Origin of the sequence: Nocardia goodfellowii, assembly GCF_017875645.1 — a bacterium.
Classification (GTDB): Bacteria; Actinomycetota; Actinomycetes; order Mycobacteriales; family Mycobacteriaceae; genus Nocardia; species Nocardia goodfellowii.
In genome coordinates this window covers 6470162-6496114 of the sequence record NZ_JAGGMR010000001.1, presented here as the reverse complement: position 1 = coordinate 6496114, position 25953 = coordinate 6470162, and the positions used below count along the sequence as shown (strand labels likewise).

General features: G+C 66.8%; 28 protein-coding genes. 19 read left to right on the top strand and 9 right to left on the bottom strand.

The window, feature by feature from the left end; translation table 11 throughout:
• The first annotated feature begins 105 nt into the window (after positions 1 to 105).
• Positions 106 to 771 (top strand): TetR/AcrR family transcriptional regulator, encoded by a 666-nt coding sequence (locus BJ987_RS30050; RefSeq protein WP_209896449.1) that lies wholly within the window; start codon positions 106 to 108, stop codon positions 769 to 771.
• Positions 772 to 780: 9 nt separating this feature from the next.
• Here the strand turns inward: BJ987_RS30050 and BJ987_RS30045 are convergent, their stop codons facing one another.
• A complete protein-coding gene (locus BJ987_RS30045) occupies positions 781 to 1353 on the bottom strand; it encodes a TetR/AcrR family transcriptional regulator (RefSeq protein WP_209896448.1) in 573 nt (190 codons plus the stop codon).
• Between the two features lie 70 nt (positions 1354 to 1423).
• Here BJ987_RS30045 and BJ987_RS30040 point away from each other — a divergent pair, with 70 nt between their 5' ends.
• The 7 genes from BJ987_RS30040 to BJ987_RS30010 all read left to right on the top strand — a co-directional run bounded on the left by BJ987_RS30040 (position 1424) and on the right by BJ987_RS30010 (position 7837).
• Complete coding sequence (locus tag BJ987_RS30040; RefSeq protein ID WP_209896447.1) at positions 1424 to 1825, top strand: PaaI family thioesterase; 402 nt, start codon at positions 1424 to 1426, stop codon at positions 1823 to 1825.
• A 205-nt stretch (positions 1826 to 2030) separates the two neighbouring features.
• Complete coding sequence (locus tag BJ987_RS30035) at positions 2031 to 2486, top strand: MarR family winged helix-turn-helix transcriptional regulator (protein ID WP_209896446.1); 456 nt, start codon at positions 2031 to 2033, stop codon at positions 2484 to 2486.
• Positions 2479 to 4284: an AMP-dependent synthetase/ligase gene (locus BJ987_RS30030; RefSeq protein WP_209896445.1), complete on the top strand. Its 1806-nt coding sequence runs from the start codon at positions 2479 to 2481 to the stop codon at positions 4282 to 4284. Before BJ987_RS30035 ends, BJ987_RS30030 begins: the two co-directional genes overlap by 8 nt.
• Before the next feature lie 119 nt (positions 4285 to 4403).
• Positions 4404 to 4952 (top strand): hypothetical protein, encoded by a 549-nt coding sequence (locus tag BJ987_RS30025; RefSeq protein ID WP_209896444.1) that lies wholly within the window; start codon positions 4404 to 4406, stop codon positions 4950 to 4952.
• Between the two features lie 337 nt (positions 4953 to 5289).
• Positions 5290 to 6396 (top strand): phosphotransferase family protein, encoded by a 1107-nt coding sequence (locus BJ987_RS30020; RefSeq protein ID WP_245366194.1) that lies wholly within the window; start codon positions 5290 to 5292, stop codon positions 6394 to 6396.
• Positions 6389 to 7486 carry a TIGR03857 family LLM class F420-dependent oxidoreductase gene (locus BJ987_RS30015; RefSeq protein ID WP_209896443.1) on the top strand — a complete coding sequence of 366 codons (1098 nt, stop codon included), beginning with the start codon at positions 6389 to 6391 and terminating at the stop codon, positions 7484 to 7486. The genes BJ987_RS30020 and BJ987_RS30015 overlap by 8 nt, the downstream gene beginning before the upstream one ends.
• A 102-nt stretch (positions 7487 to 7588) precedes the next feature.
• Complete coding sequence (locus tag BJ987_RS30010) at positions 7589 to 7837, top strand: SCO4226 family nickel-binding protein (protein ID WP_209896442.1); 249 nt, start codon at positions 7589 to 7591, stop codon at positions 7835 to 7837.
• Between the two features lie 168 nt (positions 7838 to 8005).
• Here BJ987_RS30010 and BJ987_RS30005 read toward each other — a convergent pair whose 3' ends face one another.
• Positions 8006 to 8221, bottom strand: coding sequence for a hypothetical protein (locus BJ987_RS30005; protein ID WP_209896441.1), 216 nt, complete (start codon positions 8219 to 8221; stop codon positions 8006 to 8008).
• A 243-nt stretch (positions 8222 to 8464) separates the two neighbouring features.
• On the opposite strand from BJ987_RS30005, the gene BJ987_RS30000 reads away from it, so the two are divergent.
• The 5 genes from BJ987_RS30000 (at position 8465) to BJ987_RS29980 (ending at position 13240) form a co-directional block, all read left to right on the top strand.
• Positions 8465 to 8884, top strand: a complete 420-nt coding sequence (locus BJ987_RS30000; protein ID WP_209896440.1) for a YciI family protein — start codon at positions 8465 to 8467, stop codon at positions 8882 to 8884.
• A 13-nt stretch (positions 8885 to 8897) separates the two neighbouring features.
• The gene (locus BJ987_RS29995; RefSeq protein WP_209896439.1) at positions 8898 to 10184 is read left to right on the top strand and encodes an RNA polymerase sigma factor; all 1287 of its coding nucleotides are present in this window, start codon (positions 8898 to 8900) and stop codon (positions 10182 to 10184) included.
• Positions 10185 to 10328: 144 nt separating this feature from the next.
• A complete protein-coding gene (locus BJ987_RS29990) occupies positions 10329 to 10703 on the top strand; it encodes a hypothetical protein (protein WP_209896438.1) in 375 nt (124 codons plus the stop codon).
• Positions 10704 to 10768: 65 nt separating this feature from the next.
• On the top strand, positions 10769 to 12181 hold the full coding sequence (locus BJ987_RS29985) for a cytochrome ubiquinol oxidase subunit I (RefSeq protein ID WP_245366193.1): 1413 nt from the start codon (positions 10769 to 10771) through the stop codon (positions 12179 to 12181).
• A gap of 3 nt (positions 12182 to 12184) precedes the next feature.
• Positions 12185 to 13240, top strand: coding sequence for a cytochrome d ubiquinol oxidase subunit II (locus BJ987_RS29980; RefSeq protein WP_209896437.1), 1056 nt, complete (start codon positions 12185 to 12187; stop codon positions 13238 to 13240).
• Between the two features lie 24 nt (positions 13241 to 13264).
• Here the strand turns inward: BJ987_RS29980 and BJ987_RS29975 are convergent, their stop codons facing one another.
• From BJ987_RS29975 to BJ987_RS29960, 4 genes are all read right to left on the bottom strand, one after another.
• Positions 13265 to 14746, bottom strand: a complete 1482-nt coding sequence (locus BJ987_RS29975) for a PP2C family protein-serine/threonine phosphatase (protein WP_209896436.1) — start codon at positions 14744 to 14746, stop codon at positions 13265 to 13267.
• Complete coding sequence (locus BJ987_RS29970) at positions 14743 to 15468, bottom strand: GAF and ANTAR domain-containing protein (RefSeq protein ID WP_209896435.1); 726 nt, start codon at positions 15466 to 15468, stop codon at positions 14743 to 14745. The genes BJ987_RS29975 and BJ987_RS29970 overlap by 4 nt, the downstream gene beginning before the upstream one ends.
• A gap of 272 nt (positions 15469 to 15740) precedes the next feature.
• Complete coding sequence (locus BJ987_RS29965; RefSeq protein ID WP_209896434.1) at positions 15741 to 15953, bottom strand: hypothetical protein; 213 nt, start codon at positions 15951 to 15953, stop codon at positions 15741 to 15743.
• Between the two features lie 331 nt (positions 15954 to 16284).
• Positions 16285 to 16680, bottom strand: a complete 396-nt coding sequence (locus tag BJ987_RS29960) for a winged helix-turn-helix transcriptional regulator (protein WP_209896433.1) — start codon at positions 16678 to 16680, stop codon at positions 16285 to 16287.
• A gap of 104 nt (positions 16681 to 16784) precedes the next feature.
• Between BJ987_RS29960 and BJ987_RS29955 the strand changes: the two genes are divergently transcribed.
• Positions 16785 to 17513: an SDR family NAD(P)-dependent oxidoreductase gene (locus BJ987_RS29955; protein WP_209896432.1), complete on the top strand. Its 729-nt coding sequence runs from the start codon at positions 16785 to 16787 to the stop codon at positions 17511 to 17513.
• Positions 17514 to 17579: 66 nt separating this feature from the next.
• On the opposite strand, the gene BJ987_RS29950 is transcribed toward BJ987_RS29955, so the two are convergent.
• Positions 17580 to 18776 carry a phosphotransferase gene (locus tag BJ987_RS29950; protein ID WP_209896431.1) on the bottom strand — a complete coding sequence of 399 codons (1197 nt, stop codon included), beginning with the start codon at positions 18774 to 18776 and terminating at the stop codon, positions 17580 to 17582.
• A 137-nt stretch (positions 18777 to 18913) separates the two neighbouring features.
• On the bottom strand, positions 18914 to 19894 hold the full coding sequence (locus tag BJ987_RS29945) for an AraC family transcriptional regulator ligand-binding domain-containing protein (protein ID WP_209896430.1): 981 nt from the start codon (positions 19892 to 19894) through the stop codon (positions 18914 to 18916).
• A gap of 384 nt (positions 19895 to 20278) precedes the next feature.
• On the opposite strand from BJ987_RS29945, the gene BJ987_RS29940 reads away from it, so the two are divergent.
• From BJ987_RS29940 to BJ987_RS29925, 4 genes are all read left to right on the top strand, one after another.
• On the top strand, positions 20279 to 21397 hold the full coding sequence (locus BJ987_RS29940) for a cytochrome P450 family protein (RefSeq protein WP_307869799.1): 1119 nt from the start codon (positions 20279 to 20281) through the stop codon (positions 21395 to 21397).
• Between the two features lie 69 nt (positions 21398 to 21466).
• Positions 21467 to 22927: an FAD-binding oxidoreductase gene (locus tag BJ987_RS29935; RefSeq protein ID WP_209896428.1), complete on the top strand. Its 1461-nt coding sequence runs from the start codon at positions 21467 to 21469 to the stop codon at positions 22925 to 22927.
• Between the two features lie 179 nt (positions 22928 to 23106).
• A complete protein-coding gene (locus tag BJ987_RS29930; RefSeq protein WP_209896427.1) occupies positions 23107 to 23856 on the top strand; it encodes a class I SAM-dependent methyltransferase in 750 nt (249 codons plus the stop codon).
• 66 nt (positions 23857 to 23922) lie between these two features.
• Entirely contained in the window at positions 23923 to 24363 is a 441-nt protein-coding gene (locus tag BJ987_RS29925) for a pyridoxamine 5'-phosphate oxidase family protein (protein ID WP_209896426.1), read from the top strand.
• Between the two features lie 40 nt (positions 24364 to 24403).
• Here BJ987_RS29925 and BJ987_RS29920 read toward each other — a convergent pair whose 3' ends face one another.
• A complete protein-coding gene (locus BJ987_RS29920; protein WP_209896425.1) occupies positions 24404 to 25144 on the bottom strand; it encodes a hypothetical protein in 741 nt (246 codons plus the stop codon).
• Between the two features lie 79 nt (positions 25145 to 25223).
• Between BJ987_RS29920 and BJ987_RS29915 the strand changes: the two genes are divergently transcribed.
• Positions 25224 to 25928, top strand: coding sequence for a TetR family transcriptional regulator (locus tag BJ987_RS29915; protein WP_209896424.1), 705 nt, complete (start codon positions 25224 to 25226; stop codon positions 25926 to 25928).
• Positions 25929 to 25953: the final 25 nt, after the last annotated feature.

The following is a 25953-nucleotide window of genomic DNA, read 5'->3' as shown; positions in this document are numbered from 1 at the left end:
TAACTGGTTGCGCGGGATGCGGGGTGGCTACGAGCTCTGATCCGGACCAGCGGATCGCACCCAGCCGGATGGACACCGGCACCGTGCGACGACAATGACGAGACGATGACAGAATCCCGATCGTCCCGCCACCGTGCCGTGCGTCGCGATGCCGCCCTGAACCGGGAGAAACTTCTCACCGTCGCGGCCGAGTTGATCTCCCGGCGCGGGCCCTCGGTGCCGTTGACCGAAATCGCCGCTGCCGCCGGTGTCGGTGTCGGCACCTTCTACCGCGGCTATCCCGACCGTACGGCGCTGCTGCACGCTCTCGAACATCGCGCCTACGCGATGCTGGAAGCCGTTCTCGACGAGATCACCGCATCGGGCGAGACCAGCGTTGAGGCGATCGAGACCTACCTGCGCCGCTGCCTGGACCTCGGGGATCAACTGGTGCTGCCGTTGCGTGGCGCTCCACCGCTCATCGATTCCGAAGCGCTCGCCGCCCGGAACCGTATCGCCGCCACGCTCGAACGATTCCTGGCCGATGGCCGGGCCGACGGCACGATCCGCCCGGACGTCGTCGCCACGGATATCGTCATCTGCGCCGCCCTGCTGACGCAGCCGCTGCCGCGAACTTCCCTGTGGTCCACCTTCGCTGACCGACACCTGACCCTGTTCGTCAGCGGTCTACGACCCACCGGGGGCGCACCTCTGGCGGGACCCGCCCCCGGTGACTTGGAAAGCCTGCTGCGTGAGCCGCTGGACCCTGACGGACAACCGGCGACGACATAACCGGTCTGCTCACCGCAACGCGTCGCGCACGATCGCGGCGGTTACCTCGGCCAAGTCCTCGGGGATGGTGGATCCGGACGCCAGGTAGCGTCGCACCGCGGCGGTCGGTAGATCGACGGCCGCCAGCAGCAGCGCCGTGCGACTGCGGCCGGTCCGTGTGCGCAGCCGGTCCACGAGATCGCGCAGGGCCGCGTTCCAGCGCTCGTTCTCGGTGTCGCGTTCGGCACGTACCGCGTGGGGCCACGCGTCGGCGCCGAATCGGGCGGCGCCGGTGAGCAATACGTGGGCGTCCAACGGGCTCGCCGCACACCAGCGCACCGTGTACTCCGCCAGCGCCACCGCGGCCTCGACCGGGTCGCCGTCGAACAACGGATATGCCTCGGTGTGGTAGCGCAGGAGCGTGCGCGTCCAGAGTGCGCCGAGCAGCGCGGCCCGATCCGGAAACCGGTGATAGACAGAACCACTCGATACCCCTGCCGCGCGGATGACCGCGCTCACCGTCACCCCGGCCGGTCCACCGTCGTGCAGCAGCCGGGCGGCGGTATCCAGGATGTGGTCCGTGTCGTGCACCAATCGAGGCATGCCTGGACACTACTGCGCCCACCTCTCTAGAGTCTTCTCTCTAGAGAATGTTCACTAGAAGGGATCGACCATGACTGTCACCGCCGAGGACGTCTACGCCCTCGCCCCGTTCGTCCGCACCCTCGGCGTGGAGTTCGATCGCATCCAGCCGGACGCCGTAGTCGCCAGGTTGACCCACTCCGTCGCCCTGTCCACAACCGGCGGCGGCCTGCACGGCGGCGCTGTCATGGCACTCGGCGACGCGACCGCCGCGGTCTGCGCGGCCTTGAACGGAACGCCCGGCATCCTTCCGGCGACGGCCGACTCCACCACCCACTTCCTCAGCCCGGTCACCGATGTCGCCATCGCGACGGCTATTCCGCTCCGCGTCAGCGGACGTCAAGTCGTGGTCACCGTCGAGGTGCGCGACGGGGCAGGTGCGCTGTGCGCGCATATCGTGCAGACCGTGCGGTTGATCTCCGGCCGCGGTTGAGAATCGACCGTTAGAGTCGCCTGGGGCGTCAAGAGCGCATCCTCGGTCGCGGGGATGGGCAGCATCCCCATCGCCATCGCCATCGCCATTGCCTCGCCTCGCCTCGCCTCGCCTCGCCTCGCCTCGGCGCTGCGCGACGCGCCTGCGGACGGCGACGAGCACCTCCCTCAACGCTGATCGCGGCGGCCAGGGATATAGTTGCGCTATGCAACACCCACCTGGGCAATGGCCGCCTGAACTCGTCGAAGTCCACGACGCGCTGACGCACATCGTCCGCGAGATCATCGCGGGTCGTCCTGCCGCCTCGGGGCTGCCGTCGTTCGCGCAGCAGGCGGCGCTGTCTTATATCGGCCGGAATCCGGGCTGCCGGGCGACTGAGATCGCTGAATCGTTCGGTGTGCATCGGTCGACGGTGTCGCGGCAGCTGCGGGCGTGTATGGACGCGGGTTGGGTCGAGGCGGGGGAGGGCAGCCTGAACGTCGGCTATCCCTTGACCCTGTCCGCTGCCGGACGTGACGTGCTCGCGGCGGCAACCGGCCACGATCTCGCTCGGCTCGCCGAGCGCACGGCCGACTGGACGCCCCAGGAGTTCGCCGAGTTCGCCCGCGCGCTTCGGCGCTTCAGTCAGTCCGCTCCGACCATGGGAGACGATCATGCGTGAGTTCGCCGCGGCCACCACCTTCACCATCGCCCCGGATGAAACCATCGTCCGCTCCGTCTACGACCAGGCTGAACGGGCGCCGCAGCGCGTGCTGTTCTCCCGGCCGGTCGCGGACGAGTGGCTCGATGTCACGGCCGAGGAGTTCGCGCACCTGGTCTCCGGGGTCGCGAAAGGGTTGATCGCCAATGGGATTCAGCGCGGGGACCGGGTGGTGCTGCTGTCGGCGACCCGGTTCGAATGGACGTTGCTCGATTTCGCGATCTTGGCCGCGGGCGCGGTCACCGTCCCCGTCTACGAATCGTCCTCGGCGGACCAGGTGCGCTGGATCCTCGAGGACTCCGCCGCGACGCTGGCGGTGGTGGAGACCACCCGGCACAAGGAACTGCTCAACGATGCGCCGGACACTCTGCGGCGGATGCTGGTCATCGGTGACGGGGCCGAAGCTGTCTTGATCGCCGACGGCGCGAATATCCCGGACGCGGCGCTGCGCGAGCGGCTCGACGGATTGCGCGCCGACGATCTCGCCTCGCTGGTCTACACCTCGGGCACCACCGGTCGCCCGAAAGGGTGCATGCTCACGCACCGTAACTTCCTTTCCGAGGTGCGCGGCATCCTGACCGCCAGCATCGGCGAGGTCGCCCGCCCGGGGCAGCGGATGCTGACCTTCCTGCCGCTCGCGCATGTGCTCGCCCGCGCCGTGTCGATGGCCGCGCTGGAAGGGGGTATGACCCAGGCGCACTGGTCGGAATTCAAGTCCATCACCACGCAGTTCACCCGCTTCCGGCCGCATACGATCCTCGGCGTCCCGCGGGTGTTCGAGAAGGTGCGTGACGGTGCGTACAAGAAAGCGCACGAAGGCGGCACAATCAAGGGCGCGGTATTCCGTTTCGCCGAGCGCACGGCCGTCCGGTGGAGTGAAAACATCGATCAGACAGGCGGATTCGTGCGCCGCCCCGCGCCGCTGCCGCGCCTTCGGCATGCGCTGTGCGACCGGTTGGTGTACTCGCCGCTGCGGGAGGCGCTGGGCGGGCACTGTGAATTCGTCATCTCCGGTGGCGGCGCGCTGGCGCCTCGGCTGGGGCACTTCTTCCGCGGCTTGGGCGTCCCGATCTACGAAGGCTATGGGCTGACCGAGTCCACCGCGGCGCACTGCGTCAACGTGCCCGGTTCGGTGAAGATCGGCACGGTGGGAAAGCCCTTGGGCGGCAACGCGGTTCGGATCGCGGAGGACGGCGAGATCGAACTCGGCGGTGGGGTGGTGTTCGCCGGATACTGGCGCAACGAGGAGGCTACGGCCGCGGCCCTGCCGGTCGGCTGGCTGCGCACCGGCGACCTCGGCGAACTCGACGAGGACGGTTTCCTCTCGATCACCGGCCGCAAGAAGGATCTACTGGTCACCGCGGGCGGCAAGAACGTCTCGCCCGGACCGATGGAAGACCGTATCCGCTCACACGCGCTGATCTCACAAGCCGTCGTGCTCGGTGACGGACGCTCGTTCATCACCGCGTTGATCACCATCGACCCCGAGGCCTTCCCGGCTTGGAAGACGGCCAACGGTAAACCGGCGGACGCGACGATTGCCGACCTGCGCACCGACCCCGCCCTGCAGGCCGAAGTGCAGCACGCGATCGACGACGCCAACAGCACCGTCTCGCACGCCGAAGCCATCAAGAAGTTCGCTGTGCTCGAGCACGACTTCACTGAAGAATCAGGCGAACTCACCGCCACCCTCAAGGTCAAACGGCACGTGATCGCCGAACGCTACGCCGACGCGATCGAGCACTTGTATCGGCGCTGACCAGCACCGGCCCGCGCTGTCCACGCAACGCCGCGCGGTGTCGGGGAACCGGATCCGGGGTCGGCCGCCGATTAGTGTCGGGAGCGGAAAAGCCGAGCAGGAACGACCCAAGGAGACGAATGTTCACGCGATATCGTCTGGCCGGAGCCGTTGTTCTCGCAAGCGCGTCGCTCGGGGTGATCCCGTTCGCCGCACCGGGCGTGGCCGATCCATCCGGTAAGAAACCGGCGGACGCGATCATCACCTGCATCGGGAACGGCACGGTCACCTGGGCCGGTTCCGGGTTGGGTGACAAACCGTCGAATGTCGAATGGAAGGCCACCACCCAATTCACCGAATGTAAGGGGCTCGCCGTCGAGATGGGGGAGCCGCATCCGATCAGCATGGATGAGCAGGGCACCGAAATCGCCTCGTGCGACGGGAAAGTCAACGTTCATCAAGGCACGGGCACCATCACCTGGTCCGATGGCAGCACCAGCAAGTTCAGCAGTAAGGCCGCGGGAAACCAGAGCAAGTCCAAAGGGTCCGGTCCGGCTACCTTCCCGATCACCATCGACTCCGGGACCTACGCCCGGCACACCGCATCGGATGACAACACGGCGACCACCGACCAGTCCTGCCCAGGCGTGACCAAGGCATCGCTCACCGGTACATTCCTCCTCTTCTGATCCCCTGCCGCGATGCGCGCCGCCGGCTGTGCCCCAGTCGGCGGGTACGGATTCCCGTCCTGCGCCACCTTCGCCCGGCGCATTCCCGAGGTCGCCGATGGCCTCGGCGAGGTCCTTCGTGACCCCGGCGATGTCCTGACTCGTCGAATCTGGACACTAGTCTGGACATATGTGTCACAGTGAGTAACCTTGCCGGACACCAGGACAACAAGAATCTCCAGCATTGGGTCTGCGCAGTAGCCCGCACTCCCGATAGGTCGATCAGCCGCCGATTCCTTCGGTGAACCGAGCCGCCCCGCACACCGGAGATGTCACGAAACCGGTTCCAGGAGGGCATATGCCGGATCTCGAAGGATTGAGCGAACGAATGCCCGGCGAACTCCCACTTCCGCATGGCCCCGCGGAGATCACCGCTCCATGGCTGTCGCGCGTACTCGATATGCCGATCGACCACCTTACGGTCACACCCTTCGGGACCGGGCAGACCGGTGCGACCTACCGAGTTCGCTTCAGCTCGAACCGGTCTGCGGCCGGGAAGACTGACACCCGGGTCGTGAAATTGTCCTCCCAAGACGAGTCGGTGCGCGCGCGAGTCGCACTGGGCTATCGCGCCGAACACGCCTTCTATCGCGATGTCGCCCATACCGTCGCCGTACCCGTTCCGAGGGTGTATCACTGCGCGATCGACCGGGACGGTGCGGATTTCGTGCTTGTCATGGCGGATCTGGCACCGGCCGTGCAGGGTGACCAACTCGCCGGCTGCGACGCGGTCCTCGCCAGGCTCGCTGTCGAAGCGCTCGCGGGATTGCACGGACCGCGCTGGTGCGACCCGGCATGGCTGGAATTTCCGGCCGCGACCATGCCCAAGGCTGGCGCGGATTTCGCCCGCGGGCTGGGCGAACTGGCCCGGGCCGCCACCGCGACGACCCTCGGATGTCTCGGTGCGAAGATGACTGCCGAAGATCGCGAGACCTTGCGCGCCGCAGCCGATCTCGTCGAACCCTGGCTCCTGGCCGAGCCTGCCCGTTTCAGCCTGCTGCACGGTGACTATCGCCTGGACAACCTGCTCGTCGACACCACCGACAACACCGTCACCGTGGTTGATTGGCAGACACTGTCCGTCGGGTTGCCCGCGCGCGACCTCGCCTACTTTCTTGCCACCTGCCTGCAACCAGCCCTGCGCCGCGAACATGAACGGCGACTGGTCGCCGACTATCACGCCGCCCTGCGGCGGCGCGGCGTACTCGACTACTCGGACAATGAATGCTGGACCGATTATCGATTCGGCCTACTCCAAGTACCCCTGATCACAACCTTGGGTTTCGCCTTCTCCGCCGAGACCGACCGCGGTGACGACATGGTCCTGACGATGCTTTCGCGCGGTTGCCGAGCACTGCGCGACCACGAAACCTTCGCTCTCGTCAAAGGACTCGCCAATGCTTGATTCCGCCACCGGCACCGCCAACGAGTTCGCCGAGGCCGGTCCGCCGGTGCCCGAGCTCCTGTCCGAACTCGGGTTCTATCTCCTCGCCGGCGCCGCGGCCGACGGGCCGGCCGCCCTGATTCACCAGGCGCGTCGTGGTGAGGAACTCGGGCTGGGCACCGCGTTCATCTCAGAACGCTGGAATGTCAAGGAGGCGTCCTCGCTGACCGGCGCGGCGTGCGCCGTGACCACACGGATGCGGATCGCCACCGCGGCCACCAATCACAACACGCGTCACCCACTCATCACCGGCTCGTGGGCAACGACTATGCACCGGCTCTCCGGCGGGCGCTTCACCCTCGGCATCGGCCGCGGCATCGGCGCGATCTATTCCGGTTTCGGCATTCCCGCCGTAACTACCGCACAGATGGAGGATTTCGCCGCGGTGATGCGGAGACTGTGGCGCGGGGAGGTCATCCTCAACTACGACGGTCCACTGGGCAAATACCCAGTGTTGTTCCTCGACAGCGACTTTCGCGAGAACATCCCGCTCGGCCTGGTCGCGTTCGGCCCTCGCACACTGGAACTCGGAGGTCGGGCATTCGACGACGTCATTCTCCACACCTACTTCACGCCGGAGACCCTCGAACGGTGCGTCGGCACCGTGAAAACGGCTGCGGAGCGAGCCGGGCGCGACCCCGGCACCGTGCGGGTGTGGTCCTGCCTGGCGACAGTCGGCGACCACCTGCCCGAACCTCTTCGGCTCCACAAGACCGTCGCACGCTTGGCAACCTACCTACAGGGATACGGCGACCTCTTGGTTCGCACCAATAACTGGGATCCCGCTGTGCTGCAACGCTTCCGAGAAGACCCCGTGGTGCAATCGATCCCCGGCGGCATCGACCACAAAGCCACCGCCCAGCAGATCGAACATATCGCCGAGCTGATCCCCGAGGAATGGCTCCGACCCGCCGCCACCGGCACCTCCGCCCAGTGCGCACAGCGCGTCCGCGACGAGATCTACTACGGCGCCGATCGGGTCATCCTGCACGGAGCAACCCCGGACGAACTGGCCCCCATCCTGGACGCCTACCGCAATGGGCAACGCTGAGGGTGGACTACCCGGCCGCGAGTGGCAGCGGCGCGGGCAAGGGCATGGCGGTGTGAAGGACAAGGGAGCATAGTGGGAAGTCTCACAGAAAGGGGACTTGCCATGCCTGAGTTCATGGATGTTCACAGGACGATGCCGGGAGTTACTCCCGAAGCCCTTACCGAAGCTCACAACGCCGACCTCGCCATCCAGGCCGACGAGCAGGTGAACTTCAAACACGCCTGGGCAGACCCCGAGACGGGGATGATCTTCTGCCTGTCCGAGGCGCCCGATGCCGAGGCGGTACAGAAGATCCACCAGCGCGCGGGACACCCCGCCGACAACATCTACCAGGTGCCGATCCAGGCTTGACCGCACCGGCCCGCCTCTCCCGTGCCATGGCCCGAGGAGGATAGCGACACCCCAACTGTTCCGTTCATCCTGACCCGACCGCGCCACAGCGCGCGCCGGTGCCGATCGTCCCGTCTCGGTGTATCGACCTGAGATGGCGGTTTCGTCGGCTCGAGGGATCGCCTCCTATCAGCCCACCGTGCAAGCGAACGGCGCGCAGTTGCGCGTAGTCGTGACGGTCGGGGACGTCGGCGTCGAGTCGGTGGGGTCGGAATTGGTCAGCAGCAGCACCGCGCCGAACAATGCGACCAGCATCGCTACGACGACAAACAGAGCCAATACCGGTGCGCCGGCGATGATCCGCCCGACAGCGCGGAACAGGGTGCCGAACAGGGATCTGGGCATGCGGTCTCACTTCCGGGGTATCGGATCGGCGGCAGGGCCGTTCAGCCCATATCGGTATCAACACCCCATCACGTAACGCATTCGCTGCACCACTGCCGTCCACCCGCCTCGGCGCCGAAACGGCCGGTCAGGCCTGCCGGTCATCGGCGGGCGAAAAAAGTTTCCCGTCGGTTGTCGATCTATGCCGTCACCCATTCGACCTAGGGATGTAAGAAGGACCAACACCTATCCAGGAGACAGACCATGAAGTACATGCTGATCATGCGCGCGACCGACGAGGCCTGGGCCGCGACCAGCGAGGTCGATTTCGATCAGATCCTCGAGACCATGGGCAAGTTCAACGACGAGCTGATCCGCGCCGGGGTCCTCGTCGCCGCCGAGGGTCTCGAAGATCCCGCCGAAACCGTGGTTGTCGACTACACCTCGGAGACACCCGTCGTCACCGACGGTCCCTACGGTGAAACCAAGGAACTCTTCGGCGGCTTCTACATTCTCAATGTCGCGTCGAAGGAGGAGGCGGTCGAGTGGGCCAAGCGGATGCCGATGACCGGCCCCGGGTTCAAGAACGAGATCCGCAGGGTCACCTCCATCGATGAATTCCCGCAGGACAACGAGTGGATCAAGAAGGAACGCGCCTGGCGCGAAGCCACCGGCCAGCTCTGAGGACACCGCCACGATGACGCACCACCCGGGCCGGGAAGCCGTGGCCGCGGTCTGGCGGATCGAATCGGCCCGGATCGTCGGCGCGCTGGCGCGCTACACCGGTGACTTCGCGCTGGCCGAGGACCTCGCCCAGGAGGCGCTGGCCGAGGCGCTGGTGACGTGGCCGCGCGACGGCGTGCCGCGCCAACCGGCCGGGTGGTTGCTCACCGTCGGGCGGCGCCGCGCGATCGACGCGTTCCGGCGCCGCGCCGCCCTCGACGACCGGTACGCCACCCTCGCGGGCACTCTCGACGAGGGCGGCGTGCTGGCCGGCGGCGCGCCCGCCGAGCCGGCACCGGAGGACGCACAGGTCCTGTGGGATCCCGACCAGATCGACGACGACGTGCTCGCCCTGATCTTCATCTCCTGTCATCCCGTGCTCTCGCGCGAAGCCCGATTGGCGTTGACGTTGCGTGTGGTCGGTGGCCTGTCCAGCGACGAGATCGCCAAGGCCTTCCTGGTGCCGACCGCGACGGTGCAGGCGCGAATCACCAGGGCCAAGAAGACACTCGGTGCCGCCGAGGTCGCGTTCGAGGTGCCGCCCGCCGCCGAACGCCGGGCCCGGCTCGGGTCGGTGCTCGGCGTCATCTATCTGATTTTCACCGAGGGTTCCTCGGCCAGCACGGGTGGCGATTTGATCCGGCCGGATCTGGCCGGTGAGGCCGTGCGGCTCGCCCGGGTTCTGGCGCGCCTGATGCCCGGCGAAGCCGAGGTGTACGGGCTGCTCGCGCTGCTCGAACTCACCGCCGCCCGGTTCCCCGCCCGCACAGGTCCCGACGGGGAACCGGTTTTGCTCGAACAGCAGGACCGGCGGCGCTGGGACCGATCCGCGATCCAGCGCGGCCGGGCCGCGCTGAGCAAGGCGGCGGAAGTCGGCCGTGGACTCGGTTCCTACGGTCTGCAGGCCGCGATCGCCGAATGTCATGCCGTTGCCCCCTCGGTCGAGGCCACGAACTGGGAGCGGGTGGTGCTGCTCTACGAAGCGCTGGGACGGCTCGCACCCTCACCCGTGGTCGACCTCAACCGCGCCGTAGCGGTATCGATGGCGAGCGGCCCCGCCGCCGCACTGCCGATCGTCGAAAAACTAACCGCCGCCGGGGCACTGGCGAATTCGCATCTGCTGCCGACCGTGCGCGGCGAACTCCTCACGCGCCTCGGCCGTACCGCCGAGGCGCGCGACGCGCTGACCGAGGCGATCCAGCTGTGTGCCAACGACCGCGAAAAGTCTGTTCTGGCAAGGAAACTCGCAGACCTCACCTGAATCGGCCCACGCTGGTCGGCCACCGCGCGGGCCTGCTGTAACACCCAAGGCCGATTCAGTAACCAAATGTTTGCCGTCGGCGGCACGCGGTAACCCGAAGCTACGCCGACCGACGGCGCTCACGAGTTCGGTCCGGGAGTCGACATGGCTGACAAATCTCTCACCCTGGCTCGCGGCATGGACGGTCCGCACCTGAGCACACCGGGAACGTTTCGTAGGCATCCCGGCGGGCAATCGGCCGTCATGGGTATCGATGATCAAGCACATTCGTCGAGTCATGAGCCTGCCGTCGGCGATGTCGTCACTGTGGAAATCCTTCGTGAGTTGCTCGGCACCGAAGTCGCCGATGCGCGGTTGGTGCTGGAAGCGGGCAAAGTGGGCATCGCGTCGGAGGCAGGCGGGCTGGTCCTCATCAGCCGCAGCGAGTTGCTGGACCGCGTCGGCGCAGACCCGGACACGACCGAATTGGCGGAGCAAGCCGAACTGCTGAATACCGAAGTCCGGCTCCTGGGCGCCTGACCGCGTTCAGCCCGGGCAAAGTCCGCGCAGCATCCGCGTGTGTGCGTCGAGGGAAAGGGCTGTGCATGGTGTCGAACACGCTGGCCGCCTTGTACAGCGCGGCCGGGGAAGGGCCGCCGGGACTGTTGCCGGCTCGTCAGCAGATGGCGTTCTCGCTGGGCTGGCACATCATCCTGGCGTGTTTCGGTGTCGCGTTTCCCGCCATGATCTACATAGTGCACCGCCGGGGGATCGTGCGCGGCGACGCGGTGGCGATCGGCTTGGCCAAACGGTGGGCGACGGTGTCAGCGGTGCTGTTCGCTATCGGTGCGGTGTCGGGAACGGTCCTGAGCTTCGAGATGGGGTTGCTGTGGCCCGGCCTGATGGGCCGCTACGGTGATGTGCTCGGCTTGCCGTTCGCCTTCGAGGGCTTGTCGTTCTTCATCGAGGCGATCTTCCTCGGCATCTATCTGTACGGCTGGGGCCGGATGCCGCCGCGGCGGCACCTCGCGATGCTGATTCCGATGGGGGTGGCCGGTGTCGTCGGCACGTTCTGTGTGGTCAGCGTGAACGCGTGGATGAACAATCCCACCGGTTTCCGGTTGGTGAACGGCGAAGTCACCGACGTGAATCCGTGGCGGGCGATGTTCAACGACGGGGCGTATCTGCAATTCGCGCACATGTGGGTCGGCGCGTTCATGGTGGTCGGATTCGTAGTGGCGGGAGTGTATGCCGCCGGTCTGTTGCGCGGTCGGCGCGACGAACACCACCGCCTCGGGTTCAGGGTGCCGTTCCTCTTCGCCACCGTCGCCGCGCTGGCGCAACCACTCATCGGGCACGTACTCGGCATGCGGGTGCACGACACCCAACCATCGAAGCTGGCCGCTTTCGAACTGGCGACGACCACCGAGGGATCGGCTCCACTGCGCCTCGGCGGCGTACTGGTGGATGGTGAAGTGCGGGGAGCCCTGGAGATACCCCGGCTCGGCTCGATCATCGCCCGCAACTCGCTGACCGCGCCGATCCCCGGCTTGGACGTAGTGCCGCCCGCGGATCGGCCGCCGGTCAACGTCACCCATCTCGCGTTCCAGACCATGGTGGGTATCGGAACCCTGCTGGCGGTGATGGTCGTCCTGTTCTGGTTCTCGCGATGGCGGCGGCGCGATCTGCTCGGTGCTCGCTGGTTCCTGCGGGCGGCGGTCGTCGCCGGGCCGCTGGCCGTGCTCGCCCTCGAATGCGGTTGGATCGCGACCGAAGTCGGACGTCAGCCGTGGACGGTGTGGCAGACGTTGCGCACCACCGATGCCGCCAGCACCAGTACCGGTTTGTGGTGGAGCTACATCGGGGTGCTGGTGGTCTATCTCGGGATGACGGTGGGCGCGATCGTCGTGCTGCGGTCGATGACCCGGCGGTGGCGCGCGGGCGCCGAGAGCATCTCCGCTCCGTATGGTCCCGGAGCGGCGCCGTCCGACCAGGGCGAGCGCGCCGGAAAGGGGTGACCGATGGACCTGTCGGATGTGGTAGCGACGGCGATGTTCATCGGGGTGGTGCTGTACGGATTGTTCGGCGGCGCGGATTTCGGGTCCGGTTTCTGGGATCTGACCGCGGGCGGCGCACAGCGCGGGGGCCGCTTGCGGGTGCTGATCGACCACAGCATCGGCCCCGTGTGGGAGGCCAACCATGTGTGGTTGATCTACATTCTGGTGTTCCTGTGGACGGCCTACCCCGGGGTATTCGCCGCGATCACCACCACGCTGTTCATCCCGCTCAGCCTGGCGTTGCTGGGAATCGTGTTGCGCGGGGCCAACTTCGCGTTTCGCAAGTACTCCGAGACGATGAGTCAAGCGCGGCTGTTCGGCGCGTTGTTCGCCGGAGGATCTCTGATCACGCCGTTCTTTCTGGGGACGGTCGTGGGCGCGGTCGCGTCCGGGCGGGTTCCGGCCGAAGGCTACGGCGACCGGATAACGTCGTGGCTCAACCCGACCTCCCTGCTCGGCGGCATCCTCGCGGTGGGCACGTCGGCGTTCCTGGCCGGGGTGTTTCTCACCGCGGACGCCGCCCGCTCCGACGACGTGACCCTCGCCGAATACCTTCGCCCCCGCGCGCTGCTGGTCGGCGCGATAACCGGTGCGATCGCGATCGCCGCGGTCGTGCCCATCCGCCATGACGCGCCCACGCTCGGCGCCGGCCTGCTCGGTCGCGCGCTGCCCATGATCGTGGTATCCGCCGCCGCCGGGGTGCTTACGCTGGTGCTGGTATTCCGGCGTCGCTACCGTCCGGCACGCGTGTCCGCGGTGCTCGCCGTGGCGGCGATCGTGATCGGCTGGGCGCTCGCCCAGACCCCGTGGATTCTCGTGGACCACATGCTCATCGCCGACGCGGCAGGCGCGCGAGCCACCCTCCAGGCACTGCTGATCGTCGTCGCGCTCGCCGCCGTCACAGTCTTCCCCGCACTCGCCTACCTGTTCTGGCTGACCCAGACCGACGCATGGGTCCGTGCGGAACAACCGGCGTCCGCGGGCGGGTCATCCGAAGCGACCCAGCAGCCGACCGGCTGACCGCTAAAAGAACCACGGCCGGGGCTAGCCGGGCGGACGAAGCAACCGTGAGCGGTGGTTGTCCCAGCGGGCGAGCAGCACGGTCGCGTCATCTTGGAACTTGTTGTCCTGATGGGCCAGCACCGCGTGAATCAGCCGGCGCGCCGTCTCGGGCGGCGGATGGCCCGACGCCGCTTCCCGTCGAAGGAAGTCGACCAGGCGTTCTTCCCCGAAGAATTCGCCTGCGTGGTCGCGCGCCTCGGTGACCCCGTCGGTGTAGAGGACCACCCAATCGTCAGGCTGCAACGCTTCCTCGCCGACGACCAACTCGCCGATTCCGAGCCCGAACGGCGGGCGTCGGCCGCCACCGAGTGGTTTGACCACTTTGCCCGCGCGCATGATCAGCGGAAACGGGTGGCCCGCGTTGACGTAACGTAACCGGCCGCTGGTCAGGTCTACCTCGGCGAGGACACCGGTCGCGAACGTGGCCGTCCGGAACTGGTCCCGGACGGCGTCGTCGATCACCTGTGCTTGCTCGTACAGTCCGTAACCGGCGTGCCTGGCCTTGCGGTAGGCGGCGAGCACGGTGGCCGCGATCAGCCCGCTCCGCAGGTCGTGACCGACAGCGTCCAGGATGAGGAACCGTGCGGTGGTCTCGGTGAGGTCGTAGTCGAACGCGTCACCGGAGTTGCTGCGTCGCGGTTCGACCAGCGCGGCCACGACGAAGTTGTCCACCCCCGCGGTGAGCGGCGGCAGCAGTGACCAAATCAATTCGCTGCCGATGGTCCGGTCGATGGGCAACCGAATCCGGTCCAAGGCCGCGCCGTATCTGCTCATCGCGGGCACCAGATGCCCGGTCAGCGCCGCTAACCACCGGCATTGGGCACGCAGTGCGTGGTCATAGCAGTCGACCTCGTCTTCGACTCGCACTTCCAGCACGCCGAGGCGCTCCACCCCGTCGATCAGCGGAACCCACAACTTCGGCTGTGGCGTGGTCTGGGGCAGGACCCGGACCTCGCGGAACGCTCGACCCGCCATGGTGGCCGCCACGTCCAGCGCGCCATCGAGCGAATCGGCGCCGTCGGTGACCGCGGGACGCAGGAAGCGCTGGTCGTAGTCGATCAAGTACATCGTGATTTCCACGCCCAACGTCCGCCCCGCCGCGGAAAGCAAGGCGGGCAATCGATCCGGCGGTGCCAACTCCACCGATTCCAGCAGCGACACCAGAGCGCGCAGCATCCGCCCGCGCGGCCGTCCTTCGCGCATCGGCCGGGAATAGGACGCGCGATGTGACCAGGTCAGCTCGTCGAGGCGTTCGTTGACGGTGTGGGCGAGGATGTCTCGTTGCAGCGGCGGCAACGTCCCGGCACCGTCCAAGAACGCGTTCACCGCGCTCTGCCCGATGTCGCCGCCAAGGGTGAAGTAGCGCAACCACAGTTCGCCGGGGGTGAGCTCGGCGCGGTGCAGGGCCAGCGCGATACTGCGGCGCTGCCGGTCGGCGTCGTCGTCGTGTTTCATGGCTGTCATCGCCGCCGCCGCGTCGTCGAACCGACCACTCGTTCCGCACTCCGCCGCACGGTCGTCCCGTGCTCCTGGGCCCAGGCGGCGAGTTTCAGGAACGCGGTGCGTTCGTCGACTTCCTCGCGCGCCATGATGACGCCCTTGGCCAAAGCCACCACGTCACGCTCCCGCATGCTCTTCCGCAGCAGCTCACCAGCTCGATCGACTTCCTCCGTGGTGCGCAGATTAGACAGGAAGATGGCGGCCTGGGTGGCGAACAGGGTGAGGCAGTGCTCCTCTTCGGGTCCGAAGCGGCGGGGCCGGGTCGAATAGACCTTCAAGGCTCCCAATGCCGTCGATCCGGCGACCAGGGGAGCGCTGAGCGAGGAGCGTAGACCCAGTTCCGCCGCGTTGCCCGCCCACTCCGGCCACCGGTCGTCGGTGTGCAGATCGTCGACACGCACCAGGCACCGTTCGGCCCAGGCTGCCAGGCACGGTCCGGTGCCGAGCCGATATTGCAGCGCGTCGGCCTGCTCCACGACGGCGTCGGTTGCGGCCGCGGTGACCCGCTCGCCCTGCGCATTCAACAGGGTGATGCCGGAGCCGGCGGTGCCGGGAATGGTCAGTGCGGCAAGTGAAGTGCTCAGTTGTAATGCGGTGTGCACGGTGTCGGCCGATAACAGCAGACCGGATGCTCTGGCGAAAGCCACGGCCAGCTCATCCGCCAGCGAGGTGTCCGTACTGTTCATTCCGACCTCCTCCGCTACGCGCGGACGGCGCTGATACCGACCTGGTCACCTCGTGGTCGTACCCCGGTTTGCGCGAATGATGCCCACCGACGCCGGAGGGCGGCGGATTAGTCAGTGCGGCCATCAGCTGAGTCCGCCGACCGGCTGTGCTGGTCGGCCCGGGGTTCCGCCGCCGTCACGGCCTGGACGGCGGTGCCGTGATCAGGGTATAGGCCATGATCAGCGACTCGGCGCCGGGCGGACCGGGCCGGCCTGCCCGAATGGCTCTCGGCCTACGCTGCGGCAGGCTCGACGGGGCCGGCGTAACCAAGGTCCGGCGTAACGCCGTTTCCGCTCAACTCCGCCGCGCGAACAGCCGCCAACCACGTCAATACGTTCTCGACCTGCCAGGACAAGCGACTGTCCAGCGACGGCGCTGCCAGGACAGGCACCGGCACATCGGAATTCGTCTGCGCGGTCTTTGCCGCAATTGCGTTGGAAGTCATGATTCGAACCTCTCGAGTATGGGGAGTCCAGCCTGATCGGGTGCGCCGGAGCGGCGGCTGACCGACTCATTCGAGCGTGGAGACCAGGCACTGTGCTGGTCCGACGGACGGCGACAATACAGATGCCGACGGGCACTACGGGCACGCCCCCCGCCCAGTGTCCGTGCCTCGATGCGGCTGACGAGTTTGCGGCACATTCGCCGACAGCCGGGCCGCCGCCGCGAACCGCCTGTGCCATAGAGGATTTCGTGGGACCGGATCGACTTCTCGAGCGGCGAGTCGCTCATCGTGCGGCACACCCGATCAGCCTTGGCGGGTGAGTGCTGCGCCGTCAGACCGGTCCGGCGGCATGGTCGCGGTCCATCTCTTCGTGGTGCTCGGAGGCCCAATCCACCAGAGCGCCAACGATTTCCAGTAACCCCTCGCCCAGCGGTGTGAGCGTGTATTCGACCCGGGGTGGCACCTCCGGGTAGGAGGTGCGGCTGACCAGTCCGTCTTGGTGCAGTTGGCGCAGTGTGCGGGTGAGCATGCGTTGGGAGATGCCGGTGACACCGAATTGCAGATCGCTATAGCGCAGCGGCCCGTTCTCCAGCACCGCGATCACCAGCAGGCTCCATTTGTCGCCGACGCGACCCAGGACACGGCGGATGGAATCCATCCGCTCCGGTGGAATGCCCGCGCACGGACCGACGCGGGAGGTGGGGCGAGCTCGCACATCGTCCGCCATTGCGCACATTTCCCTCCGGCACGAACATGGATGTGCCTTTTGTAACGAGTCTTTCGATCTTTCATCCTGATCCTGCACACCGGAAACAGGAAGTGGGAGAACTCGTGTCGAAAGTCATCGCAGTATTCGGAGCCGGGAGCGGCCTCGGCGAATCGGTCGCGCGCCGTTTCGGTCGCGAAGGTTTCCGGGTCGCCTTGGTGGCGCGCCGAAAGGACCGTTTGAGCGCGCTCACCGAACGTCTGCATACCGCCGGTATCGAGGCGGCCGCCTTTCCCGCTGATCTGTCCGATCCTGAAGGCGTTCCGGCCCTCATCACGGCCATCGGCGATCATTTCGGCCGTATCGATGTCGTGGAGTACGGCCCGATCAGTGGCGAGCAAGACTTCACGCCCGCCGCCGAACTCGGCGCTACCGCGTTGCGACGCCTGATCCCGCTGCTTCTACTCACTCCTGTCGAAGTGGTCCGGGCACTCCTTCCGGAGTGGACCGCCCGCGGTGACGGCGCGTTCCTCTTGACCCACGGCTACTCGGCGGTGGAACCTCTCCCACATCTGAGCGGGGTTGGGCCGGTGATGGCCGCCGCCCGCAACTATGCCCACTCCCTGCACGGCGAGCTGGCCGGCTCCGGAATCTATGTCGGCATGCTCGCCGTCGCGGCCTACATCGCCAACAGCGAAATCGCCGAGTCCGCTTCCGCGACAACGGGTTCGCCCCTGCCAATGGCCGACCCGGACGACCTCGCCGAGCACTACTGGTCGATGTATGTCGCCCGCGACCGGATCGAGCAGGTCCACCCTGCCGTCCCGGGCCGTCACCCCGCCGCCCGGCTGTGACGAACCAGGGCAACATGCTCGCAGGCCCCAGTCAGCGCGTGGCCCAGCAGAGAACCGCCGCACCGATCAAGTGGATCGAACTTCGACGGCCTCGAGCGCGTCGAGGTCCATAATCGCGGTGGCAGTCCGGTGCACAATCGCCCGGCATACCTCGGCCGGCTGGAATTCCGGCATGAGGGCGCTGCGTCCGATAGTGATCATCCACGCGAAATACGGGTAGAGACACTGCTGTCGATAGGCGAGCCAGGCGTCTTCGAAGGACAGCGCCGGGCCGCCCGCGGCGTGCAGGCGGTCGATGTAGAAGGCGATGAGCTCGCGTTCCCAAGCCCGGCGGTCCGTTACCTCCAATCCGGAGGTGATCGTGTAGGCCACGTCGTACGCCCAGCTGCCGCGCAGGACCAACTGCCAATCGGTGAAACCCATGCTGCCGTCGCCGCACACATAGGCATTGCCGATATGCGGGTCGCCGTGCAGCAGGGTTTGCGCGCCCCGTTCGGCGATCAGCAGCGACCGTGCGCATGCGTCATAGAGTTTGTCCTGGATGGGAGGCAGTGTGTCCGGGACGATTTCGGGGGCGCGCCGCAGCCCGACGATCGCGCGTTTCCGCATACCCAGCAGCCGGTCGAAGTTGCTGAAATGCGCGCTCGGTGTCTTCAGCCATTCGAAGCGGGTCAACTCGGGAGACTCCCAGTAATGACCGTGCCAGGTAGCCATATTCGCCAGCAGGCCCTGTATCTGGACCAGTCCGATGGGTTCCATCGGGGTACAGAACCGGGCCTGCTTGGTGACGCCGATGTCTTCGAGCAGCGTGAGTGAGCGGCCGGTGCGCGTATCGGCGGTGCCGAAATACCCGCGCGGTGCCTCGATATCGAGCTCCGGGCGCAGGTACTGGAAGAAACCGGGTTCGCCGGGCAGCGCGTGCGCCAAGTACTGCGTCAAACGTTGGGTGAAGGTCAGGGTGGTCTTGGCGAACAGGTGCTCGGGCAACCGCGCCCGACGGCCCGCCTCGTTGTAGCTGACCGTCGCCCTCCACCGGCTCGTGGTGCCGCCGCCGGCATCGGCGATATCGAACGACTCCACTTCCGCCCCGGGATATTCGGACGCTAGAACCAGGGTGAGCCACTGCGCGTTCATCTCGTTCGGACGCATCGGAATCGCACCGGCTCCGCGCCGAAACACCTTCTCGGCCAGCCTGTGACCGCCGAGCCGCAGCACCCCGGGTAGTAGGCGTTGGGCTGGGCTGTTGCCGGGTGCCTCGTCCATGCGTTCGCCCTTCCTCGGCTCGTCGTGCCGCACCGCGGCAGGTGAAAGCCAGTATGTGGCAGTCGATTCGGCTTCGCGGCGCGCAGGAGCCGAGGTGGCGCGGTTTGCCCGATAGTTGGCGCGGGTGCAACCCCGCCTCAACGCCCCCAGCGCTTTTGGGCGCGGCGCAGGGTCCCGGGATCGGAGTAACCGACGCGTCGAGCCAACGACGCCTGAGTGTCGTTCGGTTCGAGGTGCGACTGGTGCTCCACCAGAGCGCTCCGGGCCCGGTCGAGTTCGCGCGTCCAGGTGGTGCCCTCGTCGGCCAGCCTGCGCTGCAGGCTGCGTCTGCTGGTCACCAGGTATCGCGCGACCCGGTCGATCGTCACGGGACTTTCGCCGAGCATCGTCGCCAGCGCATGTCGCACCTGACTGGACCACGTGGAATCGAGGTGCGGCGGTGGCGGCAGCGCCATCGCGCACCGGCGCAGAACCTCGGCCAGCGCGGCGTCGGTTGTGCGCAGCGGCAGAGCCAAATCAGTTGTCCGGAAAGTGATCTGGTCGGTCGGTGCACCGAAATCGATACGGTGCGTGCCGAACACCTCGGCGAAGTGCTGGTGCCGTCGCGGCGCGCGCTGCCGGAACCTGACCCGGACCGGATGCACGTCGCGCCCGGTGGCGAACCGCGCTCGGGCAACGACCGCCGCGAGCGAAAACTGGGTCGCCAGTTGACGTCCGCGGCCCTGGCCGCGCAGTAGCCGGAAGTCCGCGTTCGCCTCGTCCGCGGACTCGCCCGACACCGCGAACCCGATGTTGGTCGTGATGAGATCGGCATGCCGCTCGGCCAGCGCCAGCCCCTCGGCGAGAGTCGGCGCGGTGCTGAACAGGTAGTCGTGTAAACCGAAGCGGCCCAGCGTATTCAGCTGCCCGACGCGTAACGCGATATCCGGATCGCCCAGCTGGTGCTCGATCAACTCCCACAACCGCAGTTGCACGGAACTGGGCACCATGGCATCGCCGTCGTCGAGCAACCACGACGGGAGGCTCGCCGCACGCGCGAGCTGCTGCCGGGACGACTCCGTCAAACCGACGCTGTCCAGGATGAACTTCGAGAACGCGACATTGTCCGCCGTATCCACTTACGAACACCTAATCACCGTGAACGACATGCCGCCGAGATGCGACCGTCAGCGACAGTAGTCGACCACGGCGGGCTGCTTCGACTCGAATCCGGCCGCTGCGCTGGCGCGGTTCGCCCGGCACATTGGCACATTCGACACTTTCCGATCGCGCGCCGGGATGGCACCGTCGTAGCGAAAACCGTTTCGCCCCCCGCCGAGCCCACGAGCGCGGCCAAAACCCTGCTGTCACAAGCTGTTAGGACGAAATTGGCACCCCGGAATCCCGCACCCGTCCCATCGCGGGCGACGTTCGCCCATGGTTCGCCGCTCGCCCTGAACGACTCACCGATTCCTTTGTACACAGCGGAATTCGCCGCAGATCCGCACCGGGTGTACCGTTCGATGCGAGCGAAGTTCGGCGCATTGGCGCCGGTGGAACTGGCGCCGGGAGTATCCGCGACATTGGTGATCGATTACGACACCGCGTTGCGAATCCTCAACGACCCCGAACACTTTCCCGCCGATCCCCGTACCTGGCAGAGCACAGTTCCGGCCGACTGTCCGGTCCTGCCGATCATGCAGTGGCGTCCCACCGCGAGCCGGAACTCCGGCGCGGAGTTCCACCGCTACCGGCAGGCGATCACGGCCAGCAACCGGGAAGTGGACCTGTACGCGCTGCATACTCGGGTGGAGCAGATCGCGGTCAAGCTGATCAACGGGTTCTGTGAAACCGGTACCGCCGACCTGATCCGTCAGTTCGCCTTTCCGCTGACGTTCGAGGTCGTCAATGTCGTGCTGGGCTGCCCGGCGCAGATCGGCCAACGCGTCGCCACGGGGATGGCCGCCCTGGTGGAGGGCGTCGACGCCGAGCACGGCAACCAGATGATCAGCGCCGCGATGATGGAATTGGTGGCGTTGAAGAAGGCGCGCCCCGGCCGCGACATCACCTCGATGTTGCTGCAACATCCGGCCGGACTCGATGACGAGGAGATGGTCCACCAGGTCGCCGGGCACTACGGCGCCGGAATCGAGTTCCAGCAGAATCTGATCGCCAACGCCCTGCGACTGATCCTGACCGACGACAGCTTCGGGGGCAGCGTCCTCGGTGGAAACCTCTCTACCCGCGACGCTTTGGACAAGGTCTTGTTCAACGATCCGCCGCTGGCCAACTTCCTCACCACCTATCCCCGGCAGCCGATCCTCGTCGGTGATATCTGGCTGCCCGCCCATCAGCCTGTCGTGATCAGCATGGCCGCCTGCAACCACGATCTCACCACCAGCGCCGACGATCACACGGGCAATCGCTCGCATCTGGCCTGGGGGATCGGCCAGCACGCCTGCCCGGCTCAGTCACTGGCCTATCAGATCGCGCAGGATGCCATCGATCAACTCCTCGACGCCCTGCCCGAAATGCGACCGGCCGCACCGGACGCCCCGCCGGCCTGGCGACCCGGTCCCTTCCATCGAGCCTTGGCGAGCTTGCCGGTCACCTTTCCGCCCACGGCCGCACTGCCCGGGTAAAGCCGGAACAGGCGCTCCTACCGCACGTTGGACCGAACAGCGTCCCACAGCATGTGATTCGCTGGGAGGGTGCTAGCCTCCCTGGCCATCGACACTCAATGGACTCGACGGAATTGGTTGCGGGGCGCGGTGGCGCTGTCCGCGGTCGGCATGACCGCGGACAGTTGGCGGGCCGGCGCAGAGCCCGGTACGGCGCGGGACACCCGGTCGGCAGGCGCCGACTGGAAGCGCCTCAGCGGGCGGATCGAAGGCCGGGTGATCACCTCGGCCGACGGCGATTACGGAACCGCCAAGCAACTGTTCAACACGCGGTTCGACGGGTTGTCCCCTGCGGCGGTGGTGCAGGTAGCCGCTCCCGGTGACGTCGCAGCCGCGGTAACCTTCGCCGCGGAGCACGGTTTGCGCGTTGCCGCCCGCTCCGGAGGCCACAGTTATGCCGGAGCGTCCGCGGCGACCGGTGCGCTGATCGTCGATCTGCGGAACCTGAACCAGCTCCGATATCACGACGGTGCGGCCGTCGTCGGCCCCGGCAATTCGCTGTACGACGTCTACACGGCGCTCGACCGCTACGGCCGGACGATTCCCGCGGGCGTCTGCCCCGGGGTCGGGATCGCCGGCCTGACTCTCGGCGGGGGAGTCGGGGTCGAATCCCGTCTGCACGGCCTGACCTGTGACCACCTGACGTCGGCGTCGCTGGTGCTTCCGGACGGCACCGAAGCGGAGGTATCCGCGACGTCGCACCCTGATCTGTTCTGGGCTGTCCGCGGTGCCGGCGCCTATGTCGGCATAGTCACCTCACTGACCTATCGCACCGTCCCGGCCACGGCTAAAGACGTTGTCTCCCTGTCTTTTCCAGGCGACCGCACCGGCCGGTGCATCGATGGATGGAATCATTGGCTGCGCTCAGCCGATCGCAGTCACTGGGCGAATATCACCGTGGCCGCCGACGGGCATGGTGGGCTGCGCTGTGCGATCCAACTCGTCTGCCCGGCCGGGACCGGGGCACACGCCGCGGCCGCCCTGATCGAAGCTACGACAGAACCGCTGACAGTCGACACCCAAAGTTGCTCCTCGATGGACACGGTGCAGCATCTCGTCCTCGAGGAGATGACTCGGCGAACCAGCTACACCAATGGCTCCGATGTGCTCACCCACCTGGACGATTCGACCATCGAGCAGATCCTCGCCGCGATTACCGAGCATTCCCGCGCGGGCGGGACCGGATGGGTGCAACTCGATCCTCTGGACGGCGCGGTCCGTGACACCAACCCGGTGGCCTCCGCGTTTCCTTGGCGCAACCACGCCGCGCTGATTCAGTGGGGCGCCTTCCATCCCATCCCGGCCGACGCCGCCCGCGCCTGGATCGGCCGCGCCCATCATCTGCTCCGAAAAGCCTCGGCGGGTAGCTATGTCAACTACATCGGACCGGGTGACTCGCTGCAGCGCTGCTACGCGCACAATGCGGCGATGCTGGCAGCGCTGCGCCGGACGGTCGATCCGCGCAATCGAATCCACACGCCCACGGACTGATCGAAGACGCCCCGCGCTGGCGGTTACGGGGATATGGTTGGAAGGCCTCGAGGTAGCGGCAACAACAGTGGAAGTCTTGCATTTGCAGGGGAATTCGCAAATGTCCACCGCAGTTCAGGCAGTACATCCAGTCGTTTCGACGCGAACTGTGGTCGACCTGTACAGAACCAGGACCTCCCATGGCCGACAGCGACCGTGCGCACGCGCTCATCTGGGACACCGCGGCGGGGGCGGCTGCCTATCGCAGGCGTGATATGCGCCTGGCCCGGCAGTTGATCTTCCCCGCAGTGCTCGACCGGCTGGGATCACCGCCCAGCTCCGGCGCGGTCGCCATCGATCTCGGCTGTGGCACAGGGGTTCTCGCGGCCCACATCGCCCGAGCCCGGGGCTGGACCGTCAAGGCGCTCGACATCTCACCCCACATGCTGGATGTCGCCCGTACCGACAACCCGCACCCGGGCGTCGACTACATTCTCTTCGGCGGCAGATCCCTGTCCGAGTTCGAGGACGACAGCATCGACGCGGCCGTGTGCTGCCTGGTGTACTGCACCGATCCCGACGACCACCGGTTGGCGGCGCTGACCGCGGAGATTCACCGCGTTCTGCGCCCCGGCGGTCCCTACATACTCGCCGACCTGAACCCGGATGCCACCGGTGCGCAGTTCTCCACCCTTCGTTACGGCGAACCCGGGATCACCTATGCCGACGGCGACTCTCCGGCGGTCGTGCTCCGGCAGCTCGACGGAACCGACGTGACCATGGCTTGTCACTTTCGATCTTCGGCTACCTATGCCTCGATGCTCACCGCCGCGGGATTCCCGGCCCCCGAGGTCGAATTGCCCACCGCCGCAATGCCTCCAGATGCTGCCGAGTCGCGCGTTGCCCCGTACATGGTTCTGACCACCCATGCTGTCCCCGCAGCGGATTGAACCCAGCGACAGGCCGCCACACTCTCGTTCCGGCAACCGATACCGGTGACATGATTTGCTGAATGTATGCCAGGACATTTCAGTGAGGCCGAGCGCCAGGACTTCCTCGCCGCCGAGCATGTCGCCGTGCTCTCGGTCGCCGCCACCGACGACCGCCCACCCGCCAGTGTCCCGATGTGGTACGACTACGTCCCCGGTGGCGACATCCGGATAGTCTCGCGGGGATCGGGACGACGGGCTGAACTCATCGAGAAGGCGCGCGCGGTAACCCTGGTCGTGCAACGGGAGCAACCGCCGTATCAGTACGTGATAGTCGAAGGCACCGTCGTCGATATCGTCCAGCCCGCGCCGGCACGGGTTCGAGAAGACATCGCGGTCCGGTACCTGGGCGAGGACGCCGGGCGTGAGTTCGTTCGAAAAATGGACGAAACCGACGCCGTCGCCTACAACACCCTGTACACCGTGCGCCCGGACCGCTGGTGCACCGCCGACTATTCCGAGGAATAGGCTGAAATACGTGCGATGCGGCAAGCGCTGACCAGCCGTGTCATCGATGCACGCGATAGATGACGGGTTGTGCGGCGATGTCGTTGGCGGCGAAATTGGCCAGCACGAAGTTGCGGAAGCTCGGCCGGAACAGCAGCTGGGGCAGGAAGGTTCGAAGTGTCGGCCAGCCGGCGTGGTTGACGAGGCTGAAGTCGTCCGGTTCGCCGGGCAGCGGCTGCATCGGAACCGAGTCGGGTAGCCGGGTGTTGCGTTGGAACCAGCCGGCCGTGTATTCCCAGATGCCGCGGACGGTTTGGAAGTCCTTGCAATGAAAGTAGTTGAACAGGAACCAGTTACCGGGAGCATGGTCGACGTCGGCGATGCGTGCCGGACTGTTCGCGGCGACATTGTGGACGCGGCGAGCATGGGTGCCCAGCAGCGTAACCAGTTGCGTCCAAGCCGAATCGGCGCGGACGGGGTCGATGTCGGAAGCCGTGCGGGTGCGGACGAGCACGACCACGTCGTAGCGGGCCGGAGCTACCCGGGCCTGCCGCAGTAGTTCGGCTCCCTCGCCCGGAGGCCGCAGCGCCGCCCGGAACGCTGTTACCTCGATGATTTCTTCGCGCTGGGCGAGACGCTCGCACAGCGGTCCTATCTGGGCCAGCACTTTCCGTCGCGAACTGGACGGCAGCAAAAATGGTCCCGCCCAGCCGCCGATTTCGGCTGCCAGGAGGATGAAGCCGTTGGCGGTGGGGGTGCCGAGTTGCACCGGGACGGCCTGATCGCCGTTGACTATCTGCATCGCAGGTTTCTTTCTCGAACGGTAATAGACTGACTGTCGGTAAGCAGACTACGACCTTCACTGACCCTAGGTAAGTGCATTGACGACATCGGAACGAATTTTGGCGGCCGCGCGAATGCTGTTCGCCGCCCGCGGCTACCGGGCCACCCCCATGCAGGCGATCGCCGATGAGGTCGGCATCACCAAGGCGGCGCTCTACTATCACTTCGAATCCAAGGACGCGATTCTCCATCAGCTGACGCTGCCGCTGCTCGACGAACTCGACGCGGTGCTGGCCGCCGCCGAGTCCGCGCCGACCGTCGAGGAAGTGCGCCGGCGGGCCATCGAGGGTTATGTCGATGTACATCTGCGCCATCGGCACACTCTCACCATGCTGGTCCGGGACATGACCTTGCTGGTCCAGGCGCCCATCGCCGATCGCTTCCGCGCCGCTATCGCCCTGGCCAACGAGCTGGTCGCCGGACCGGGGAGTGGCCTCGAGGAGCGGGTGCGAGCTTCCCAGGTGGTCGCGGGTCTGGCCGATCCGGTGGTGCTGTTCCGCAACGAACCGGCCGAGGTGCTGCGGCGACTGATCCTCAACGGCGCGCGAGCGCTGCTGGGTGAGCCGGTCGAACCTCAGCTACGAGGACGACCCAGGGGCCGCAACGGCGGGCGGCGCGCGAAGCTCTCCGCCGACGATATGCACCGGGCGCGCGCCCTGGCCGCGGCGGGCGTCGGGGCCGAGGAGATCGCCGCCCGGTTCGAGGTGTCCAGGGCCACCATGTATCGGATTCTCAAAAACTAAAGTTTTCAAGATTAGTTTTCGAGAC

What these genes read in the sequence shown, in the direction of transcription:
- BJ987_RS30050 (WP_209896449.1), top strand. Translation starts at nt 106, where the DNA reads ATGACAGAATCCCGATCGTCCCGCCACCGTGCCGTGCGTCGCGATGCC.
- BJ987_RS30045 (WP_209896448.1), bottom strand. Translation starts at nt 1,353, where the DNA reads ATGCCTCGATTGGTGCACGACACGGACCACATCCTGGATACCGCCGCC.
- BJ987_RS30040 (WP_209896447.1), top strand. Translation starts at nt 1,424, where the DNA reads ATGACTGTCACCGCCGAGGACGTCTACGCCCTCGCCCCGTTCGTCCGC.
- BJ987_RS30035 (WP_209896446.1), top strand. Translation starts at nt 2,031, where the DNA reads ATGCAACACCCACCTGGGCAATGGCCGCCTGAACTCGTCGAAGTCCAC.
- BJ987_RS30030 (WP_209896445.1), top strand. Translation starts at nt 2,479, where the DNA reads ATGCGTGAGTTCGCCGCGGCCACCACCTTCACCATCGCCCCGGATGAA.
- BJ987_RS30025 (WP_209896444.1), top strand. Translation starts at nt 4,404, where the DNA reads ATGTTCACGCGATATCGTCTGGCCGGAGCCGTTGTTCTCGCAAGCGCG.
- BJ987_RS30020 (WP_245366194.1), top strand. Translation starts at nt 5,290, where the DNA reads ATGCCGGATCTCGAAGGATTGAGCGAACGAATGCCCGGCGAACTCCCA.
- BJ987_RS30015 (WP_209896443.1), top strand. Translation starts at nt 6,389, where the DNA reads ATGCTTGATTCCGCCACCGGCACCGCCAACGAGTTCGCCGAGGCCGGT.
- BJ987_RS30010 (WP_209896442.1), top strand. Translation starts at nt 7,589, where the DNA reads ATGCCTGAGTTCATGGATGTTCACAGGACGATGCCGGGAGTTACTCCC.
- BJ987_RS30005 (WP_209896441.1), bottom strand. Translation starts at nt 8,221, where the DNA reads ATGCCCAGATCCCTGTTCGGCACCCTGTTCCGCGCTGTCGGGCGGATC.
- BJ987_RS30000 (WP_209896440.1), top strand. Translation starts at nt 8,465, where the DNA reads ATGAAGTACATGCTGATCATGCGCGCGACCGACGAGGCCTGGGCCGCG.
- BJ987_RS29995 (WP_209896439.1), top strand. Translation starts at nt 8,898, where the DNA reads ATGACGCACCACCCGGGCCGGGAAGCCGTGGCCGCGGTCTGGCGGATC.
- BJ987_RS29990 (WP_209896438.1), top strand. Translation starts at nt 10,329, where the DNA reads ATGGCTGACAAATCTCTCACCCTGGCTCGCGGCATGGACGGTCCGCAC.
- BJ987_RS29985 (WP_245366193.1), top strand. Translation starts at nt 10,769, where the DNA reads ATGGTGTCGAACACGCTGGCCGCCTTGTACAGCGCGGCCGGGGAAGGG.
- BJ987_RS29980 (WP_209896437.1), top strand. Translation starts at nt 12,185, where the DNA reads ATGGACCTGTCGGATGTGGTAGCGACGGCGATGTTCATCGGGGTGGTG.
- BJ987_RS29975 (WP_209896436.1), bottom strand. Translation starts at nt 14,746, where the DNA reads ATGACAGCCATGAAACACGACGACGACGCCGACCGGCAGCGCCGCAGT.
- BJ987_RS29970 (WP_209896435.1), bottom strand. Translation starts at nt 15,468, where the DNA reads ATGAACAGTACGGACACCTCGCTGGCGGATGAGCTGGCCGTGGCTTTC.
- BJ987_RS29965 (WP_209896434.1), bottom strand. Translation starts at nt 15,953, where the DNA reads ATGACTTCCAACGCAATTGCGGCAAAGACCGCGCAGACGAATTCCGAT.
- BJ987_RS29960 (WP_209896433.1), bottom strand. Translation starts at nt 16,680, where the DNA reads ATGGCGGACGATGTGCGAGCTCGCCCCACCTCCCGCGTCGGTCCGTGC.
- BJ987_RS29950 (WP_209896431.1), bottom strand. Translation starts at nt 18,776, where the DNA reads ATGGACGAGGCACCCGGCAACAGCCCAGCCCAACGCCTACTACCCGGG.
- BJ987_RS29940 (WP_307869799.1), top strand. Translation starts at nt 20,279, where the DNA reads ATGCGAGCGAAGTTCGGCGCATTGGCGCCGGTGGAACTGGCGCCGGGA.
- BJ987_RS29930 (WP_209896427.1), top strand. Translation starts at nt 23,107, where the DNA reads ATGGCCGACAGCGACCGTGCGCACGCGCTCATCTGGGACACCGCGGCG.
- BJ987_RS29925 (WP_209896426.1), top strand. Translation starts at nt 23,923, where the DNA reads ATGCCAGGACATTTCAGTGAGGCCGAGCGCCAGGACTTCCTCGCCGCC.
- BJ987_RS29920 (WP_209896425.1), bottom strand. Translation starts at nt 25,144, where the DNA reads ATGCAGATAGTCAACGGCGATCAGGCCGTCCCGGTGCAACTCGGCACC.